This is a genomic window from Pseudoalteromonas rubra (assembly GCF_005887095.1).
In the GTDB taxonomy this organism is placed as follows: Bacteria; Pseudomonadota; Gammaproteobacteria; order Enterobacterales; family Alteromonadaceae; genus Pseudoalteromonas; species Pseudoalteromonas rubra_E.
This window is the reverse complement of record NZ_PNCI01000027.1, coordinates 73,395-91,418: the sequence shown is the minus strand read 5'-3', so window position 1 is coordinate 91,418 and position 18,024 is coordinate 73,395. Positions and strand designations below refer to the sequence as shown.

The window sequence follows — 18,024 nt, the reverse complement described above, 5'->3', positions numbered from 1 at the left end:
AACAAACAACGGGAATTTATGGTTAGTAAAACAAATGAGCAGGCACTAGAGGCCGCAATAGAAAAAGGTTTAACCGGTATTTGTAAAGAAGAGCTAGCGTTGGGTGAAGCACCGCTTAATTACAATAACGCGCTTTATCTTATTGGCTCTCCAAGTGACTTTGACAAACAGTATGCTTTAGATATCCGTTTGTTTTGGCAGTTTCTCGAAGATACCCAAGCGAGTGAGCTAGAAAAGCTCAAACGCACCAGCCCTCACGATTGGCAGAGAAAGATCCTCGAGCGCTTTGATCGTATGATCAAGCGTCATGGTGTATTGCGGCTATTGAAAAAGGGGCTAGACGTTGATGACGCGTTTCTAACGTTAATGTATCCAGCACCTCTCGCAAGTAGTTCTGAGAAGATAGAAAAAGATTTCGCAGCCAACTTGTTTAGCGTGACTCGCCAAGTTTGTTATTCCAATGCAAACCCATTGGAAGAGATCGACATGGTACTTTTCATCAATGGTATTCCGCTGATTACTCTTGAACTTAAAAACCATTGGACGGGACAAAGTGCTGCTTATCATGGTCAGAAACAGTACCGAGATGATAGAGACGCTAACCAACCTCTGTTGAACTTCGCACGTTGTTTGGTTCATATGGCGGTTGATACCGATGAAGTCTATATGACGACCAAACTGGCAGGTAAAAAGACATTCTTCCTACCGTTCAATAAAGGCTTCAATCTAGGCAAAGGAAACCCGACTAACCCATATGGCCACAAGACGGCTTACTTGTGGCAAGAGGTGTTTCGCAAAGAAAGCATCGCTAATATTATTCAGCACTTTGTTCGCCTTGATGGCAGCAGCAAAAAGCAGTTGGACAAACGAACTTTGTTCTTCCCTCGATACCACCAAATGGATGTCGTACGTCGCTTGGTTGATCACTGCTCAGTTAATGGTGTTGGGCAAACCTATCTGATACAGCATTCAGCGGGTTCAGGTAAGTCTAACTCAATTACATGGGCTGCATATCAGCTCATTGAAACTTATCCTATCAGCGATGATCTACCAGGGAGTAGAGGAAAAGAAGTGCCTCTATTTGATTCGGTCATCGTTGTTACTGACCGTCGATTGCTCGATAAGCAGCTACGCGACAATATTAAAGAGTTCTCCGAAGTGAAGAACATTGTTGCGCCTGCGTTTAAATCGTCTGAGCTAAAGTCAGCATTAGAGAATGGCAAGAAAATCATAATTACCACCATTCAGAAGTTTCCATTCATTATTGATGGTATTGCAGATTTAAGTGATAAGCGTTTTGCCGTCATTATTGATGAGGCCCACAGCTCTCAGTCAGGCTCCGCTCATGACAATATGAACCGTGCAATGGGCAAGAGGGAAGTGGCAGAGCTGGAAGATGCTCAGGACAAAATCCTACAGGCAATGCGCTCTCGTAAGATGCGTGGAAATGCCTCTTATTTTGCTTTCACTGCAACGCCCAAAAACACCACTCTAGAAAAGTTTGGTCAGCGACAAGCGGACGGAACTTACGCTCCTTTCCATTTGTATTCGATGAAACAAGCGATCGAAGAAGGGTTCATCCTCGATGTTATTGCCAACTATACGACTTATAAGAGTTATTACGAGATTGAAAAATCAATCCAAGATAACCCTGAGTTCGATAGTAAAAAAGCGCAGAAGCGTTTGCGAGCGTATGTAGAGGCAAGCCAAGAAACCATAGATACGAAAGCCGAGATCATGCTTGAACATTTTCTCAAACATGTGATTAAGGGTAAGAAGCTAAAAGGCAAAGGCAAGGGCATGGTGGTGACTCAAAATATTGAGTCAGCTATCCGCTACTATCGAGCGTTAACTAGGCAACTCGATAAGGTGGGTAACCCATTTAAAGTTGCCATTGCCTTCTCTGGCACCAAAGAAGTTGATGGAATTGAATACACTGAAGCAGATCTCAATGGCTTCCCAGAAGGTGATACCAAAGATTACTTTGATGTGAACTACAAGCGTAAGGATTCGGACTCCCCAATTCCTAAGCATGTAGATCAAGATACTTTTCGTTTGTTGGTCGTGGCGAATAAGTATTTGACAGGTTTTGATCAACCGAAGCTTTGTGCCATGTATGTGGACAAGAAGCTGGCGAGTGTACTGTGTGTGCAAGCGCTGTCTCGTTTGAACCGTTCAGCACCAAAGTACGGTAAGAAAACGGAAGATCTGTTTGTGTTGGATTTCTTCAACTCAGTGGATGATATAAAAACCGCATTCGACCCTTTCTATACATCGACAACGCTTTCTGAAGCGACAGATGTCAATGTTCTTCATGAGCTAAAAGATGATATGGATGGCACTGGTGTTTATGAGTGGTTTGAAGTTGAGGAATTCAACAAGCTTTTCTTTGAAGGAAGAGATGCTCAGGACCTAAGCCCAATCATTGACATAGCAGCTGCGCGTTTTAACCACGAGTTAGAACTTGAGAACGAATTTAAAATCGATTTCAAAGTGAAAGCCAAGCAGTTTGTGAAAATCTACGGTCAGATGGCATCTATCATGCCTTATGAGGTCGTTCAGTGGGAAAAACTGTTCTGGTTTTTGAAGTTTTTGATTCCGAAGCTTTCCGTCGAAGACCCGGATAAAGAAGCATTAGACTCGTTACTAGATTCCGTCGATTTGAGCTCTTATGGATTACAAAGGGTTAAGCTTAACCACTCCATCGAGCTAGATGACTCTGAAACTGAGTTAGATCCTCAAAACCCGAACCCGCGTGGGGCACATGGCGCTGAAAGTGAGAAAGACCCGTTAGATGAGATCATCCAAATCTTTAACGAACGTTGGTTTCAAGGTTGGAGCGCAACCCCAGAAGAGCAACGAGTTAAGTTTGTGAATATTGCTGATAGCATCCGAAATCACCCAGACTTCGAAGCTAAATACCAAAACAACGCAGACCCTCATACTCGAGAGCTAGCGTTTGAGAAAATGTTGAAAGAAATCATGCTTCGACGCCGTAAAGACGAATTAGAACTCTACAAGCTGTTTGCCCAAGACCCAGCTTTTAAAGCGTCTTGGACGCAAAGCATGCAACGTATGGTAGGGATGTAAAAGCCTCTATATTAAAGAAAGCTTTATTAAATAACTTACCCTGGGAATAAATTGATTCACAAAAAAGTTTGAATTTTTCAGTTTTTGACCAGAAATTAGAAGCCTAAGTGTGAACAACGAGTATTATAAACCGTTGCTTAACTTGACATATGCGCCCATCTGGGCGCACACCTACATACTTTGAAACGATTTGTCATACTCCTCTGGACCCACCTTTGCTACACTTCCTGCATCATAGTTATCGCATATAGGAAGTGTTATGTTTTCTTTAATCAAAGGGTTACTGTTTAAGTCGCTGAAAAACCAGGCGGGCCGAAAGGTGGCTGATGCTGTTGTTGAAAAATGTGTTCAGCAGGGCATGGAGTATATGCGAGGGCGTGGCGTTGAGGGACAGCGGCAGGGCAGTGATCTGGATGGATTGATCGTCGGGCTGAATAACCTGACGGCAAAGCGGCTCCCCGATGGTCAATATCCGATCAGATTAGAGCATCGGACTCTGATAGTCACGATTGAGCATTATGGCATAGTGTCTATCACTGAATTACATAACAATTAACCTGCGCAGAGTGATGGGCGGCTAACTCTTTCTTCAGCCGCATTATGTGCTGTTTTAGCGCGGCACTCAGATGATGAATGGTTGCCAGGGTCTTGAGTGGGCTTAGTAGCAGCGCCTGACTGGCAAAAGCGCATCAATTCAGGCACTGTCTGCACTTAGCTAATCTTACAAGCTGGATACTGTCACAGACTTCATCGTTTCTTTCCCTATACAGATCTGTATGGCAATGAATGTTCTATTTTTCACGCTTATTGGCGGTGCTACACGTTAACCATATGGGTACACCTGCCTTTAGTCTATTGCTTTTCACTTTTGCTTCTCACCGCATTGTCATACAGCTTGGTTAACAGGTTGCTGATAACTGCAAAACTGTACAGCCGGTTTGTTGATGTTTTTGCTATATATTTTTGGTTCATTGGGCGGTTTTTCGAACAACAAACAGGGCAAGCGCACTCTTTTTTCTGTCACATAACCGCTAACTTTCTGACTTAAATGAATAAATAATGCTTAAAAGGAAAAGTAAGGAGGCATATTCAATAAAATTATATAAATTATATTGTATACATAATGAAATCGGTGTTAATAATATGTCACCTCTTATGGGGTTTGGATACACATTTTAATAAGGTTACATTATGAAAATAAAAGCAATACTCGCTGCGCTTCCCTTGCTATGCACTAGCGTGCAGGCAACGCAGCAACAAGTTGAGAGACAATTTAAACCACTGAACGCTGCCGATTTACAGTTGGCTCATGGCGACGAAGGTCATAACCACACTGCACAAGACAATGCACCAACAGCAGCCCGTGACTCTGTAATGCATTCGCATTTGCCGGTAGCAATGCACTTGGCTTCATCACAGGTCGATGTGGCAAGCAGTTGCGACCTGGCGGCTTTTGCCAATGCCAGTGCATCCACGATTGTTGCGCAAGTCTCCGGACAGGGGGCAAGTTGTGTCAATGATCTGTTCAGTGCACCTTCTGACACTCAGGTTGCCACCTTTACAACCGCAAAAATGCTGGCCGTCGCTGCGCAGGCAAAGACCTTGTCTGTGAATTATTCAGGGACTGGCAGTGCCGATCTGGAAGCGTTTTTCTTGTTTATTCGGGCCGGTTTTTACGTCGAGTTTTATAATGACTCAGTGACTTTCGACGGCAGTGTGCAAACTGCGGTGAAAGACGCGCTGGATGCGTTTGTGGCCAATAGCCATTTCTATGACAACAACGATGCGCATGGCGAAGTACTCAGCGAGGTGATCACCACCATGGATTCTTCCGAACTTCAGCATGTTTATCTGCCAGTCGTGAAAGCCTGGTTGTCGCGCTGGAGCGAAAGCTATGCGACCAGCTGGCATATGCGTGGTGCGGTGAATGGCATATTTACCGTTTTATTTCGCGGTCAGTGGAACAGCGATTTCGTTGCGCTTATCGGTAAAGATGCAGAGCTGGTGAATTTACTGGCTAACTTTACCAAACAAAGCTGGATGCTGGGGTCGGATGCTGAATTCATGATCATTAACGCCGGCAGAGAGCTTGCCAGGCTCAAAAACTATACAGGAACATCAATCCAGCCAGCTGTCGATACAGCCCTGAAATCTCTGTTCTCTACTTACCAGAGCTATGGCTATGGTGATGGGATCTGGCTTGGTGCCGCTGATATCGCGACCTATTACGCGGATTGTAGTGATTTCGGGATCTGTGGGTTTAAAGAGGAGCTGGTTGGTAAAGCATTGTCGCAGAGCTATCAGTGTAGCAGCACTATCCGTATTCGCTCTCAGGAGATGACACAGGCGCAGCATTTGTCTGCCTGTGACACCATGGCAGCAGAAGAGACGCGCTTTCATACCATGCTCGAAACCAATCAAACACCCGTCGCCGATGATAACAACACCATGCTGCAGGTTAATATCTTTAACAGCAGCGCAGATTACAAGAAATATGCGGGTCCGATATTTGGTATTAACACCGACAATGGTGGAATGTATCTGGAAGGAGATCCGAGTGTTGTCGGTAACCAGGCAAACTTCATCGCTTATGAAGCCAGCTACGCTAAGGCTGATCACTATGTGTGGAATCTGGAGCACGAGTATGTGCATTACCTCGACGGACGATTTGACCTGTATGGCGACTTTAATGCCCCAACGGAGGCCATTGTCTGGTGGAGCGAAGGGGTGGCAGAATATGTGGCCAACCTGAATGACAACCAGGATGCCATAGATACGATAAAAGACGGCAGTACCTATCAGCTGGGTGAGATTTTTGAAACCACTTACGACGGCTTTGATCAGGACAGGATCTATCGCTGGGGTTATCTTGCTGTACGCTTTATGATCGAAACACACAAAGATGAAGTGAATGCCATGCTGGGAGAAACCCGGGTCGGTAACTGGAGTGCTTACAAGGCGCGTATGAATAACTGGGCTGCGCAATATGACAACGAGTTTACCCAGTGGACGCAACAACTGGCAGGCGACACAAATCAGGCGCCGACAGCGGTTATAAATGGTCCTTATCAGGGCACAGCCGGCGCATCTGTGAGTTTTAGCAGTCAGGGCAGTTCAGATCCGGAAGGACAGTCTCTAAGCTATGCGTGGCAGTTTGGAGATGGCGGGCAGAGTACACAAGCGGATCCAGTTCATACTTACCAGGATGCCGGTAGCTACACAGTAACACTCACTGTGACTGACAATCAGGGGCTGGCACATCAGGTGACAACGCAGGCAACGATCAGCGCAGATCAGGGGATTGTTGAGTTACAAAATGGCAAGGCTGTGCCTGTTGCCGGTGCCCAGGATGAACTGACATACTTTAAGATTCAGCTTCCAGCGGGCGCAACGAACCTGACCGTCAGTACCAGTGATGGCAGCGGAGATGTTGACTTGTATCTGCGTCACGCTCAGCAACCTACGCTGGATACCTACGATTGTCGGCCTTATGTTGGCGGCAATGCAGAGCGTTGTGACGTTGCGACACCAAAAGCTGGTGAGTATTATATTATGCTCAGGGGCTACAATGCTTATGCCGACGTTAACTTGATTGCCAGCTATACCGCGCCGGTAGCGGCTTTACCTGATACCTGTGTGACTCAGGGGAGCGTGTCTGGCGGGCGGCTGTCAGAGGGCGTTGCTGTGTGTATGGGCAGTCAGGATCCAATGTGGTTTAGTCTGGAAAACGTCAGTGGCCAGCAGAGTATTCGAATCGAAACAGCCCATGGTAACGGTGATCTGACACTGGAGTACAGTAACCAGGGGTGGCCCAACGACAACAATGTTGAAGCCGGATCTTACCGGGCAGGTAACAGTGAGTGTATTAACCTGAGTGAGCAAAGCCAGTATTGGGGTTACCTTAAGGTCAGTGGCGCACCTGTCGGTGCGACTGTACAAGTGACCTATAACGATGGGTGGTGCAATTAACCGTTAAGAGAATTTAACTAATGTGCTTGAAGGTTGGGGAGACTGGCTCTAGATTTAAAGAGTCTTCTCAGCCTTTTTATGGCAGTCATTTGTGAAAATAAACCTGTTGATAGTCAGCTTCACCTTAACCCTTTTCAGTATGCTATTACCCGCATATGCAGCTGAACGAATGAATATATTTGTCTATCACAACAAGCCCCCTTACATTATGAATCAGGCAGAGCAACAAGGTTTGTACTTCGACTTTGTGGCATTACTTAACGCCTCGCAGTCTCACACCCGCTACAAACTGGTTTACTTGCCTCGCAGACGTATCGAGCGGGATCTCAATGAACAGACCTTAGATGGTGCGGTACTGGGTGTGCATCCCGTCTGGTTTAAAGACCCGGACAAGACTCGCTACTTATGGAGTGAGCCACTGATGTACGATACCGATGAGTTTGTATCCTGTGCCGAAAATCCCTTTGAATATGATGGGGTGGCCTCAATGAGCAATAAAAAGTTTGGTGGTATTTTGGGTTATCACTATTTTCGTACAGTCAAACCGGTCAGCGCCGGGGTGTTGGAGCGGGTCGATGCCAACAGCGAGGAGGGCTTACTGGAGCTGGCGCTGCGCGAGCGAGTCGACTTTGCCATTGTCAGCCGCTCTACACTGAATTACTTTATTAAGAAAAACCGCTGGCAAAACCACTTTTACCTGTCAAAACAACCCCACGAATCTTATTACCGGGCCATTTTGTCGCCCAGACAACTTCAGCCGCAGTTTGAGCGCTTGTCAGAATTACTCAATGATAGCGCTTTGCGCATAAAGCTGGCGCAATTAATGACCAGCTATCAGGTAGAGCCTGTATTGCCCTGATCAAACTGGACTGCGTGCACATAAGAATAAAGTTGCCTATATTTAAGTCGAGGGTCGGCAAAAAGGAGTGGTGGCATGTGGCAACGTATTTTATGGTTCTTTGGGGCGACATTGATTGCCTCAATCTTCACGAGCTCACACAGTTTAGGGGCCGATCTGGTGCGCTACAATGTGTCCAAAGCATACGCTGACCCTAAACAGGATTATTATATTGCGGTACTGCGCCTCGCTTTGAACAAAAGCCGCGATAAATATGGCCCCTATCAGTTAAGCGAAAACTCATTTGATCACACACCTCAGGGCCGCACACTCGAAATCCTGGAACAAGGAAAGTTGTTGGATGTACACTGGACTATGACGTCTCAGCAACGAGAAACTCAGTTGGCCGCCGTTTACGTACCGCTCCTTAAGGGGATGATGGGCGCGCGGATATTTTTGGCCCATAAAGACATATTGCCTAAGCTGAACCAGCTTCACTCACCGGCTCAGCTCATGGACCTTTTTATCGGCAGTGGGATTGACTGGCCGGATACAAAAATCTACGAGAAAAATGGTTTTATTGTGGTCACCAGCGTTGCGTCGTTGTTGCCCAGAATGCTGGAAGAAAAACGGTTTGAGTTATTTCCTCGTGCGCTTCATGAACCCTGGGCTGAGTTGCCAAACCTTAAGGGGGTCGTTGTGGAGCCCAGATTTGCGTTTTGTTATCCCACGGCCATGTATTTTTTTGTCAACAAGCACAATACGCGATTAAAAGCGCGGCTGACTTATGGCTTACAAAAAGCCATTGATGATGGCTCGTTTAACCGTTTGTTTGTAGCACATCCGATCACGCGTGATGCCATCAGGTTAAGTAAATTTAATGAAAGACAGACGTTAAAGCTGCAAAACCCGGAGCTTAGCGCCAGAACACGTGATGTGCTGATGAATGCAAGGTATGTCTGGGCACCGCTTCATCGCTGCCTTTCGACGATTTAAGTTACCAGCTTCCGGTATTTTCCATGCTCAGCCAGGGCTCTTGCGGTGGCAGAGGCTCTCCTTGCTGTAACAGTTCAATCGAAATACCGTCGGGAGATTTAACAAAGGCCATGTGCCCACATCTTGGTGGACGGTTAATGGTAACGCCCGCAGCCTGGAGCTTGTCACACAGCGCGTAGATATCTTCTACGGCAAACGCCAGGTGACCAAAATTCCGCCCGCCCGTATATTGCTCTGTGTCCCAGTTATAAGTTAGCTCAAGGGTAGGGGAAAAGCTGGATTTAGCCTCTTCCAGTTGGTCAGGTGCTGCCAGATAAACCAGAGTAAAGCGCCCGGCTTCACTGTCTTTACGTTTAACTTCTACTAATCCCAGCAGGTTACAGTAAAAGTTTAATGATGCATCCAGGTTTTCAACCCGAACCATAGTGTGCAGATATTTCATAAAATTGCCCCTGTTTGTTCAGGTGTCAAAGATAAGGGCAGATGAGTAAAAATCAAGGAGAGTAGGGTGATTACTCTCCTAGTTGCGTCAGACTATCAATACTCTGCGGTTAATGTCACGCCGCTGAAGTCTTTATAGGCTTTGACAGAAATATGCCAGGTGCCCGTCTGAGGTTGCGTTTGTGTGCAGGTTTCTAAATTGCCGTCTTCATAAGGGCGACAATCATATCGAGAAGAGGTAGGCTGCGCACCAAAACGCACATACAGATCGGCATCACCAGTGCCGCCAGAGGTGCTCACGGTGAGCTTAGTGGCACTGGCAGGCACGTCAAAGGTTTTGTGGATCCAGCTTCCTGCGGTCGCACTCAACCCGCTCCATACTTGCTTGTTGCCATCGCCCGGTGGGGTACCCAGATCATACTGGCCGACTAATGATACGCCCGAGAAGGCTTTGTAACCGCGGACAACAATATAATAGGTACCCGCCTGTACGTTGCTGATGGTACAGGTTTCATTATTGCCATCTTTATAGGGGCGGCAGTCATATGTTGAGGTCGTTGGTTTTTGCGCAAAACGTACATACAGGTCGGCATCGCCACTACCGCCACTCATAGTAAAGCGCAGATTGCTTGCGCCCTCTGGTACAACCATAGTGAACACCTTTTCACTGTCGGCACTGCCTGCGAGGTTACCGACTGGCTGGCCATTTTGTAGCTCATTGCCCGGGTCAACCGGACCACTGTCTCTGTCAATGATTGAAAGCGAATTGGCGGCACGCTTAAGCGTCATGGTTTCTCCAAGCTCACTGGCATACCACCAACTGATATTGGCAGGCAGAGCAAGCGCGTCGGCTGCGCGTTGTTCACGTGTGAGTGTATCAGCACCGGCAGTAAACTGAGCCGTTTGCACTTTCATGCTGTCAGCAGTCACACTTAACACTTTAAACTGCTGAATACTGGCTAAATCAATGGTCCAGCTTTTCGGATCGTTGGCTGAACGAGCGGGGGCACCCCAGCTACCTTCACCCACATACACGGTGCCGCCAGTGGTCGTTTTGGTAAACCCTGAACCCGAAGGTTGCAACGCTTCGGTCAGCTTATTGATGTGCGTATCAGATTCAACGACCAGGTTCATCCTATGCTGATAGAACAAGTCTGCCCACCAGGTATGCAAAATAGTATTGTCCGATTTCCCTGAGTAATGTGGGTACATAGGCTTGTGATACTGAGCAATACGCCATTTGGCGCCGGCACCACTGCTTTGCAGGTCTTGTTTAAGCCAATTGTTCATGGCGGTTGCATAGCTAGACCAGCCACTGTCTTTGTATTGGCTGTTTAAGGTATAGACGCGTAGCAGGTTAGCGACGTTAAAGGCACCATAACTATCTTTATTAGTACATGTTCTGTCTTGGTCATAATCAACCCCAAAAACCTGGCACAGGGTTTTAAAGTTGTCGCCTTCATGGTTACCAAAGGTGGCAACAAATGGGTAGATGCGTTTGTAGCTTTGCCCATCGATAACGTCATCAGAAAAGGTCAGCTGCCAGTCTTTCAGGTATTCACGCATTTCCTGGGCTGAATTGGCATTGGTATAATCGCCCCCATGCATAATAAACAGAGGGCGGATCTTGGCTATCAGCGCATTGCCTTCACGTCGTGTTGTCCAGCCTGTTCGAGTGTCTCCGCCCGCGACCGCAACAAACCCTGTGGTGGTGTCTGGCGCCGTCTTAAACCACATCCGCTGACCACAGCCGGCGTTGTCGCACACCCGATAGTAGATGGCTGTGTTGGCACTGAGCCCTGTTAGTGTGACGAACTGGCTGTTGAGACTACCATCAAAAACGGCGGTTGCGGTGGGCTGCTTTACCTGCCAGTTTTGTTCATTCGTGGTGGTGCCATATTTGACAAAATGTCCGTTTCCACCTGTAGGTGTAAAGCCCACCGTGGCCTGATGACTGGGATCGGTATCCCAGATTAGGCGATGATAGTCACTGGCACTGTATGCAGCTGAGGTAAATAAGCTTACGGTAGTGAGGCCTGCTAAAAGCACTCTCATATCCTAGTTTCCTGTTGTTGGTTGATGAGTCACGCCTGAGATGCGTGAAGAGTGATGCTCTGATGGCAGATCGGCCACCAATAGCACGAATGCGGCATTGCGATAGGGCAACGAATACTGTTCACCAGTATGAAAATTGACGGCCAGAGCGCCTTGTTTAAAGCGTCGGTAATGGCCAGACAGAGGTTGAGAGTGATCGGCACTCCAGTAGTCTCCGTGCTTCATATGGGGGAAAAAGTCCTGAGCGATATGGGCATGACCCGGACGGGCCGGTGCCTGCACCAAGCTGCTTAGCTCTTGTGCGCTGGGGAGTCGCCATTGAGTCAGGCCACACAAAGCTGTTTGTCTGGTCCTGTTGATCAGGTCCTGGGTATCGCAACGACTCGTTTCAAAATAGCAATCGCCAAGGTTGGCTTCGCCTCTTGCCCGGTCTGAAGTGCGGGGGGCGCCTGACAGGTACCAGGAGTATGTCCAGTAGCCATCATGGATGTTTTCGCTGTCGGTTTTAACCTCCCACACCAGTTGCTGTGCCGTATCCAGCACACAGGACCAGGGTCCTTGCCATGGAGACAGTGGACTGCCATGTTTATCCAGTTTGACAAACCTGGGATGTGGCTGCGCCACCGGCGCTGCCGGGTCCAGCCAAAGCACAGAAGCCACAATAAAAACAGCAGCCAGCGACATGAGCAATCGGGCGATCATAGCGGGTACCTCAAAATTGCAGGGCGCATATGGCGGGTATGTCCAACCTGTGCATGATCAAAGGCGGAAAACCACATGCAGGTGCCGTTTGTGAGCGGTACATCGTGCTCAGAGCCTGTGTCGTGCTTGCGCACTAACTCCAGCGTCCATACGCCGTTGTCCCAGGTTCCCCGTGCCCTGACATCGGCACGGTCACCTTCAAAGCGATTGGAGCGATAGAGAATCGATGACAGTGTACTGCCTGGGGCAAAATCATCGTTTTCTGCGGTGTAGGGGGTGCTGCCAAACCAGGGCAAGACGCTCAGGTGTGCGTTGCTTTGATGGGGTAATCGTTTCGGGGTAACTAAACCTGGTTTATACCATTGCCAGTTCATCACATAGGCGCCGCTCTCTTTGCCGTCTGGCTGGTAGCCTGCCGTATATCTGCGTTGGCCTTTTTGTTCTTTGGCAGGGGGGCCGAAAAAGTTGTCGTCCGCTAAGTACATGTCGTTGGTACGAACCGCTTTCCAATGCCACAGGTCGCGAATTTTTCCATCCATACTGGCGTGGAACCCCTTGCCATGCCAGTTTGGCGGTTTACCATCAAGCGGGCGGTTGCCCAGCTGAGCAGTATTATCAGCTCCGACTTCGCAAGAGTGCGACAGCATAACGGCTAGTTTGTCTTCATAAAATGTACGCTCATCGAACTCATAAAACCCATTTTGCTGAATTTTCCAGCCTGCTTGCGTTTTTAACAAAGGAAGGTGATTGGTGCTCATACTTGAGTCTGTCCAGCGTACGAGAAAATAGCTTTCCTGGCTGTTTGCCAGAGCCTGCACCTGAATGGTGCTGCGGCCATCATCAAAGTTGATCCCCCCGTGTGTCTCTATTGTGTAAACTGGCGCCCTCTGCCAGTGTGACTCATCACCAAGACCGTCGATCTCGATAAACTCCTCGGGCGCGAGTGATGCAACAGTCAAGGTTTCACCGGAGTGTTGAGCTGCGCTGTATAAGAGTAAGCCTCCGGCAGTGACGCTGATAACAACCGCGATACTGTGTTTGTCTGGCTGCTTTGGCAGTAAAGCGGATATAACGTATTTGCCATGTTGGATGAAGTAGGCCCATCCGTGCATGAGCAGGTATATGAGCAATAACCAGAAACTGTAAAAATGCAGAGGCTGTGCGATTACAACAAATCGCCCCAGCCAGAGCAGCCATCCGGAGCTCAGTAATACCAGTATGATTAGGTAACCAAACCGGTTCACCCACAGGTGATAGTGACTCGGGCTGCTGCGATATGGGCGCCACAAACAAAGTAACAGGTATCCCGCAGCCAGAGCAGATAATAAACTGGCACTGCCGATATGCCAGAAGTACAGGTTCCCCTGAGGTAACAGAGCACTGAGGAATTTTAACCCGTCCTGAGTGAGCAATGAAAACCTCAGGCCGGTAAACAGACTGCAGATCACCAATACGATGGTCAGCATATGAAGAAAAACAAAAGTAGCCTTACGCATGTCAATGTTTGTTATTTTTGTGTTTAAAAAGTGTAAATCTAAAGGGTTGCGGTTTTATGTCAAGCCCTAACTTGTGTGCCAGCTCAGGTGCGGCTCTCCCTGCTTTTCTTTGTACATTCCCTCAAAACCTCGACTAAACTAACTTAAGTACCAAATGTAGGATGCAATAGAGTGAGTAAAGGATGAGTAACTTTGTGTTAGAGACGATGGATTCCCTAAATAGTGGTGAAGTGATTGACAGCATGACGGACATAGTGGCCTGCTTAAATACCAGTGATTCTATCCAGCGTTTTTTGCTGGACATACACTGTATTTTGCAAAAGGTGACCTATGCGGACAACTTTTACGTTGTGTTGTTTCGCGAAGACGGCAGTCTGACTTTTCCTTACTTCCATGACGTAAAAGATGATATTAACCCCTCAGATTTGGAAGCTTTGTCACTGGACGAAATCGCCCATTCATTGACGGCCTATGCGTTACAGTCACAAAGTGTATGTAATTTTAAAAGGGAGCAGTTACACCAGTTGGTGGCACAAGGTCGATTAAAGATTCTTGGCACTGTTCCAAAGCAATGGCTGTGCTTTCCGCTGGTTAATCGCAATAACTTTATGGGTGCGTTTATCATCCAGTCTTATCGGCGTGAAGATGAATACTCGGGCGTGATCGTCGATGTGTTATACACCATCAGCCATGTGATCTCTTCTGCGCTGGATGCCTTTAATAACCAGCAAGCTCTGGTAGAAGCCAACAAAGTGTTGCAAAACTACCAAAGTGAGTTAGAAAGCAAAGTAGCCGAGCGGACCCAGGAGCTTGAGTCCAGTCTGTCCGAACTACAAAAAGAAATTCGGACCCGCGAAGCGCTTCAGCAGCGGCTGGAGCATGAAGCCTTACATGATACGCTAACGGGCCTGACCAACCGAAAATTCTTATTCCGGGAGCTGAATAACCTGGCCGAGCGTTCAAAGCGCGGCCCGGTGTCCGTACATATTTTGTATCTCGATTTAGACGATTTTAAACCCATTAACGACAATTTCGGTCATCACAGTGGGGATATCGTGTTACAGGACGTGGCGCAGAGAATTAAAAGAGACCTGCGTAGTTATGACGTGTTATGTCGCCTCGGCGGAGACGAATTTGTTGTGGTACTCTCCGAACCGCTTGAAAAGCCGGTGTTAATGCAGATCTGTTCACGTCTGATAACTTGTATTTCGAGCCCAATCCAGCTCGAAGGTGGGCAGCAGGTGCAATGTGGTTGCAGCATAGGTATCGCCAATAACACAGGTGTATTCAGCGCCGAGGCTTTGCTGAAGTGTGCAGACAGTGCTTTGTATTCTGCAAAAGAGCTGGGCAAGAATCAGGCATATTTTTACGACGAGTCTGAGATCCGGTGATTAAAACCTCAATCCATCTTAAATGTTGAAAATCAATCTTCGTTGGTTTTTGCTTTGCAACTGCGATTGCATTAGGATCGGGTTTTCTCCTTAACTTTTTGGTTGTTATGGCACTAAGATTATTTTTACTGAGTTTGTTTGGCTGGTGTATGGCCGCAAGCGCGGTCGAGGTAACAGATCTGTACGAGGCTACGTTGCAGGTAGATAACAAGACTCGTGCTAAGCGCGTGATCGCCAGCCAGCAGGCACTGGACCGCGTAATCCAAAAGTTGACAGGCCGCACTGAACACCTGAACCACCCGCTGATCCGCCAAAGTAAAAAACGTATTTCTGACTATATGCTCAAATATGAGTATATCGAGTCGGCAGATGGCGATATCAAAATACGGGTGAAGTTTGAAGCAGATAAAGTAGAGCAGCTGGTCAGAGACAGTAATTTGCCTTTGTGGGGCAACCGTCGGCCCATGATTGCCATCTGGTTAGTGATTGAAGACAACCTGCGACGTGAGTTTGTGACACAAGAAAGTTACCCCCAACTGGAACGACTCATTTATGACACCGCGGCCGAGTGGGGGATCCCTGTGGTGGTGCCGCTGATGGACCTGGCCGACCGGGCTCAGGTGGGCATTGCTGAGGTATGGGGGAACTTTTCCCAGCCAGTTGAAGCGGCATCTATGCGTTATAACGCAGAGCGGGTGATCACCGGACGGCTGTTTAAACAACCCAACAGCAGCAGTTGGCAACTAGACTGGCGTTACACCGACACCGATCAATTTGAATCGACGCAGCAAGTGGGGGATAAGCAACAGCTGCTTATCGCCATGATCAATGACATGTCAACGGCGCTGGCTGCTGAATATGTGATTGACCCCAATCGCTCTTATGCCACGAATAGCACCGTCTTAACGGTTGATAAATTGACTTCATTCAGCAAAATCGAGCTGGCCAGAAGGCAGTTACTGAGCATCAGCACGGTACAGGATGTCGATGTGATTTATCGTCAGGGCGATTTGGTGAAGTTTGAAGTGGAGCATGGCTCGTCTGTGGTTGATTTGCAAAAATCACTTAAATTAGAGCGCGCTTTTAGTGTGTATGTTGACCCGCGTGCATTTTATCAGGTGGCCAGTGCCAATAACCTCAGATACAGCTGGGTGGGGCAGTAGTATGATGCAGCCTATGCAAATGGCTTTGCCAGTAACCCTGCCCGACGATGAAACCTTCAGCGCTTATTTTGGGGGGGAGGGCTCGCTGGAGGTAACACATCTGAAAAACGCACTTGAAGCAATTCATCAGGATTTTCAGTTTACTTATCTTTGTGGTCTGGGTGACTCCGGTAAGTCACACCTGCTTTATGCCACCTGTATTCATGCTCAGGAACAAGGCCTGTCTACAATTCTGTTGTCGCTCAGAGAGCTGATTAACTTCGGGCCTGCGGTGTTAGATGGACTGGAAGCGCTGGATGTTGTGTGCATTGATGATGTGCATCTGGTCGCGGGCAATGAGCCCTGGGAAAAAGCACTGTTTAACTTTTTTAATCGGTTTAACGAGCCAGGTAAGTGTTTGGTGGTCACCGCCGATCTATTGCCGAATATGCTCAATCTAAGCCTGCCCGATCTGGAATCGCGTTTTACCTGGGGTACCACGTTTCAGATCCGTTCGATGAGCGATGATGATAAGGCCGAAGCGCTGGTTAAACGGGCCAAAATGCGGGGCCTTGAACTCAGTGATGAATGTGCCCGATTCCTGCTGACCCGACTTAGTCGGGATATTCGTGCCCTGTTGGATGTATTGGATAAACTGGATCATGCCTCCATGGCGGCACAGCGAAAGTTGACTATCCCCTTTATTAAAACCACCCTGAACTTATAACCCCTTGCTGTGGAATTTATGAACGCCGGTATCACAAATTCCACTAAAAACCTCAAACCAGCCCAAAATCAACTGACAACCTTTAAATTGTCCATGAAAAGCCCCTAATTTGGGCTAGAATCTGCCCCGTTGTTTCAGTTATTATAACCGATTCAATCAAAGGCAAATTACCTCAACAAGATCAGGTATAAAATGAACTTAGAGAATATTTTAGCGCAAGCGCTGGACGCTGTTGCAAACGCGAGCGAAGTTGCGCAACTTGAGGAAGTCAGAGTTAACTACCTTGGTAAAAAAGGTGAGATCACTGGACTACTAAAAACCCTGGGTAAACTGGCACCAGAAGAACGTAAAGAAGCGGGTCAGGTGATCAACCAGGCAAAAAATCAGGTTCAGACCGCGATCAATGACAAGCGTGAAGCGCTGGAGCAGGCCGCACTGGCTCAGAAGCTGGCAGCAGAAACTATCGATGTGACTCTGCCTGGACGTACTATGCCACAGGGTGGTTTGCATCCGGTAACACGGACTATTGAGCGAATCGAACAGTTCTTTGGTGAGCTGGGCTTTGCGGTAAAATCTGGTCCGGAAGTTGAAGATGACTTCCATAACTTTGATGCACTGAATATTCCAGAGCACCACCCGGCACGTGCCGATCACGATACGTTTTACTTTAATCCTAAGCTGGTTTTGAGAACCCAGACAAGTGGTGTTCAGATCCGCACTATGGAAGCTGAGCAGCCGCCACTGCGTATTATTTCTCCTGGCCGGGTATATCGTAACGATTACGACCAGACACATACGCCAATGTTCCACCAGGTTGAAGGCCTGATGGTAGACACAGACGTGAGCTTTACTGAATTGAAAGGTATTTTGCACGATTTCTTGCGTAACTTTTTCGAAGAAGACATGGAGATCCGTTTCCGTCCATCTTACTTTCCGTTCACTGAGCCTTCGGCAGAGGTAGACGTGAAAGGCAAAAATGGTAAGTGGTTAGAAGTCTTAGGCTGTGGCATGGTACACCCGAACGTACTGCGCTCAGTTGGCATTGATCCTGAAAAATACACCGGCTTTGCCTTTGGTATGGGTGTAGAGCGTCTGACTATGCTGCGTTATGGCGTCAATGACTTACGTGCTTTCTTCGAAAACGATTTAAAATTCCTAAACCAATTCAGATAAGAGC

At 47.7% G+C, this 18,024-nt stretch carries 13 protein-coding genes; 9 read left to right on the top strand and 4 right to left on the bottom strand.

The window, feature by feature from the left end; translation table 11 throughout:
* The first annotated feature begins 18 nt into the window (after positions 1 to 18).
* From CWB99_RS12385 to CWB99_RS12365, 5 genes are all read left to right on the top strand, one after another.
* Positions 19 to 3,090, top strand: a complete 3,072-nt coding sequence (locus tag CWB99_RS12385) for a type I restriction endonuclease subunit R (protein WP_138550575.1) — start codon at positions 19 to 21, stop codon at positions 3,088 to 3,090.
* Positions 3,091 to 3,349: 259 nt separating this feature from the next.
* Complete coding sequence (locus CWB99_RS12380; protein WP_138550574.1) at positions 3,350 to 3,646, top strand: hypothetical protein; 297 nt, start codon at positions 3,350 to 3,352, stop codon at positions 3,644 to 3,646.
* Between the two features lie 635 nt (positions 3,647 to 4,281).
* Positions 4,282 to 7,059 carry a collagenase gene (locus CWB99_RS12375; RefSeq protein ID WP_138550573.1) on the top strand — a complete coding sequence of 926 codons (2,778 nt, stop codon included), beginning with the start codon at positions 4,282 to 4,284 and terminating at the stop codon, positions 7,057 to 7,059.
* Between the two features lie 169 nt (positions 7,060 to 7,228).
* Positions 7,229 to 7,918, top strand: coding sequence for a transporter substrate-binding domain-containing protein (locus CWB99_RS12370; RefSeq protein WP_138550572.1), 690 nt, complete (start codon positions 7,229 to 7,231; stop codon positions 7,916 to 7,918).
* A 75-nt stretch (positions 7,919 to 7,993) separates the two neighbouring features.
* A complete protein-coding gene (locus tag CWB99_RS12365; RefSeq protein ID WP_138550571.1) occupies positions 7,994 to 8,893 on the top strand; it encodes a hypothetical protein in 900 nt (299 codons plus the stop codon).
* A 1-nt stretch (position 8,894) separates the two neighbouring features.
* Here CWB99_RS12365 and CWB99_RS12360 read toward each other — a convergent pair whose 3' ends face one another.
* From CWB99_RS12360 to CWB99_RS12345, 4 genes are all read right to left on the bottom strand, one after another.
* Positions 8,895 to 9,335, bottom strand: coding sequence for a VOC family protein (locus tag CWB99_RS12360; RefSeq protein WP_138550570.1), 441 nt, complete (start codon positions 9,333 to 9,335; stop codon positions 8,895 to 8,897).
* 95 nt (positions 9,336 to 9,430) lie between these two features.
* The gene (locus tag CWB99_RS12355; protein ID WP_138550569.1) at positions 9,431 to 11,389 is read right to left on the bottom strand and encodes a pre-peptidase C-terminal domain-containing protein; all 1,959 of its coding nucleotides are present in this window, start codon (positions 11,387 to 11,389) and stop codon (positions 9,431 to 9,433) included.
* A gap of 3 nt (positions 11,390 to 11,392) precedes the next feature.
* On the bottom strand, positions 11,393 to 12,091 hold the full coding sequence (locus CWB99_RS12350) for a DUF1566 domain-containing protein (RefSeq protein ID WP_138550568.1): 699 nt from the start codon (positions 12,089 to 12,091) through the stop codon (positions 11,393 to 11,395).
* On the bottom strand, positions 12,088 to 13,587 hold the full coding sequence (locus tag CWB99_RS12345) for an ethylbenzene dehydrogenase-related protein (protein WP_138550567.1): 1,500 nt from the start codon (positions 13,585 to 13,587) through the stop codon (positions 12,088 to 12,090). The genes CWB99_RS12350 and CWB99_RS12345 overlap by 4 nt, the downstream gene beginning before the upstream one ends.
* 182 nt (positions 13,588 to 13,769) lie before the next feature.
* Here CWB99_RS12345 and CWB99_RS12340 point away from each other — a divergent pair, with 182 nt between their 5' ends.
* The 4 genes from CWB99_RS12340 to pheS all read left to right on the top strand — a co-directional run bounded on the left by CWB99_RS12340 (position 13,770) and on the right by pheS (position 18,020).
* Positions 13,770 to 14,978 (top strand): GGDEF domain-containing protein, encoded by a 1,209-nt coding sequence (locus CWB99_RS12340; RefSeq protein ID WP_138550566.1) that lies wholly within the window; start codon positions 13,770 to 13,772, stop codon positions 14,976 to 14,978.
* A gap of 107 nt (positions 14,979 to 15,085) precedes the next feature.
* A complete protein-coding gene (locus tag CWB99_RS12335; RefSeq protein WP_171045331.1) occupies positions 15,086 to 16,141 on the top strand; it encodes a DUF2066 domain-containing protein in 1,056 nt (351 codons plus the stop codon).
* 1 nt (position 16,142) lies between these two features.
* Positions 16,143 to 16,847, top strand: coding sequence for a DnaA regulatory inactivator Hda (gene hda, locus CWB99_RS12330; protein WP_138550564.1), 705 nt, complete (start codon positions 16,143 to 16,145; stop codon positions 16,845 to 16,847).
* A 192-nt stretch (positions 16,848 to 17,039) separates the two neighbouring features.
* On the top strand, positions 17,040 to 18,020 hold the full coding sequence (gene pheS / locus CWB99_RS12325) for a phenylalanine--tRNA ligase subunit alpha (protein WP_046004550.1): 981 nt from the start codon (positions 17,040 to 17,042) through the stop codon (positions 18,018 to 18,020).
* The last annotated feature ends 4 nt before the right edge of the window (positions 18,021 to 18,024 follow it).

Coding starts and splice junctions, on each gene's coding strand:
- CWB99_RS12360 (WP_138550570.1), bottom strand. CDS start 9,335: ATGAAATATCTGCACACTATGGTTCGGGTTGAAAACCTGGATGCATCA.
- CWB99_RS12365 (WP_138550571.1), top strand. CDS start 7,994: ATGTGGCAACGTATTTTATGGTTCTTTGGGGCGACATTGATTGCCTCA.
- CWB99_RS12385 (WP_138550575.1), top strand. CDS start 19: ATGGTTAGTAAAACAAATGAGCAGGCACTAGAGGCCGCAATAGAAAAA.
- CWB99_RS12370 (WP_138550572.1), top strand. CDS start 7,229: ATGAATATATTTGTCTATCACAACAAGCCCCCTTACATTATGAATCAG.
- CWB99_RS12335 (WP_171045331.1), top strand. CDS start 15,086: ATGGCACTAAGATTATTTTTACTGAGTTTGTTTGGCTGGTGTATGGCC.
- CWB99_RS12375 (WP_138550573.1), top strand. CDS start 4,282: ATGAAAATAAAAGCAATACTCGCTGCGCTTCCCTTGCTATGCACTAGC.
- CWB99_RS12350 (WP_138550568.1), bottom strand. CDS start 12,091: ATGATCGCCCGATTGCTCATGTCGCTGGCTGCTGTTTTTATTGTGGCT.
- CWB99_RS12345 (WP_138550567.1), bottom strand. CDS start 13,587: ATGCGTAAGGCTACTTTTGTTTTTCTTCATATGCTGACCATCGTATTG.
- CWB99_RS12340 (WP_138550566.1), top strand. CDS start 13,770: ATGAGTAACTTTGTGTTAGAGACGATGGATTCCCTAAATAGTGGTGAA.
- CWB99_RS12355 (WP_138550569.1), bottom strand. CDS start 11,389: ATGAGAGTGCTTTTAGCAGGCCTCACTACCGTAAGCTTATTTACCTCA.
- CWB99_RS12380 (WP_138550574.1), top strand. CDS start 3,350: ATGTTTTCTTTAATCAAAGGGTTACTGTTTAAGTCGCTGAAAAACCAG.
- pheS (WP_046004550.1), top strand. CDS start 17,040: ATGAACTTAGAGAATATTTTAGCGCAAGCGCTGGACGCTGTTGCAAAC.
- hda (WP_138550564.1), top strand. CDS start 16,143: ATGATGCAGCCTATGCAAATGGCTTTGCCAGTAACCCTGCCCGACGAT.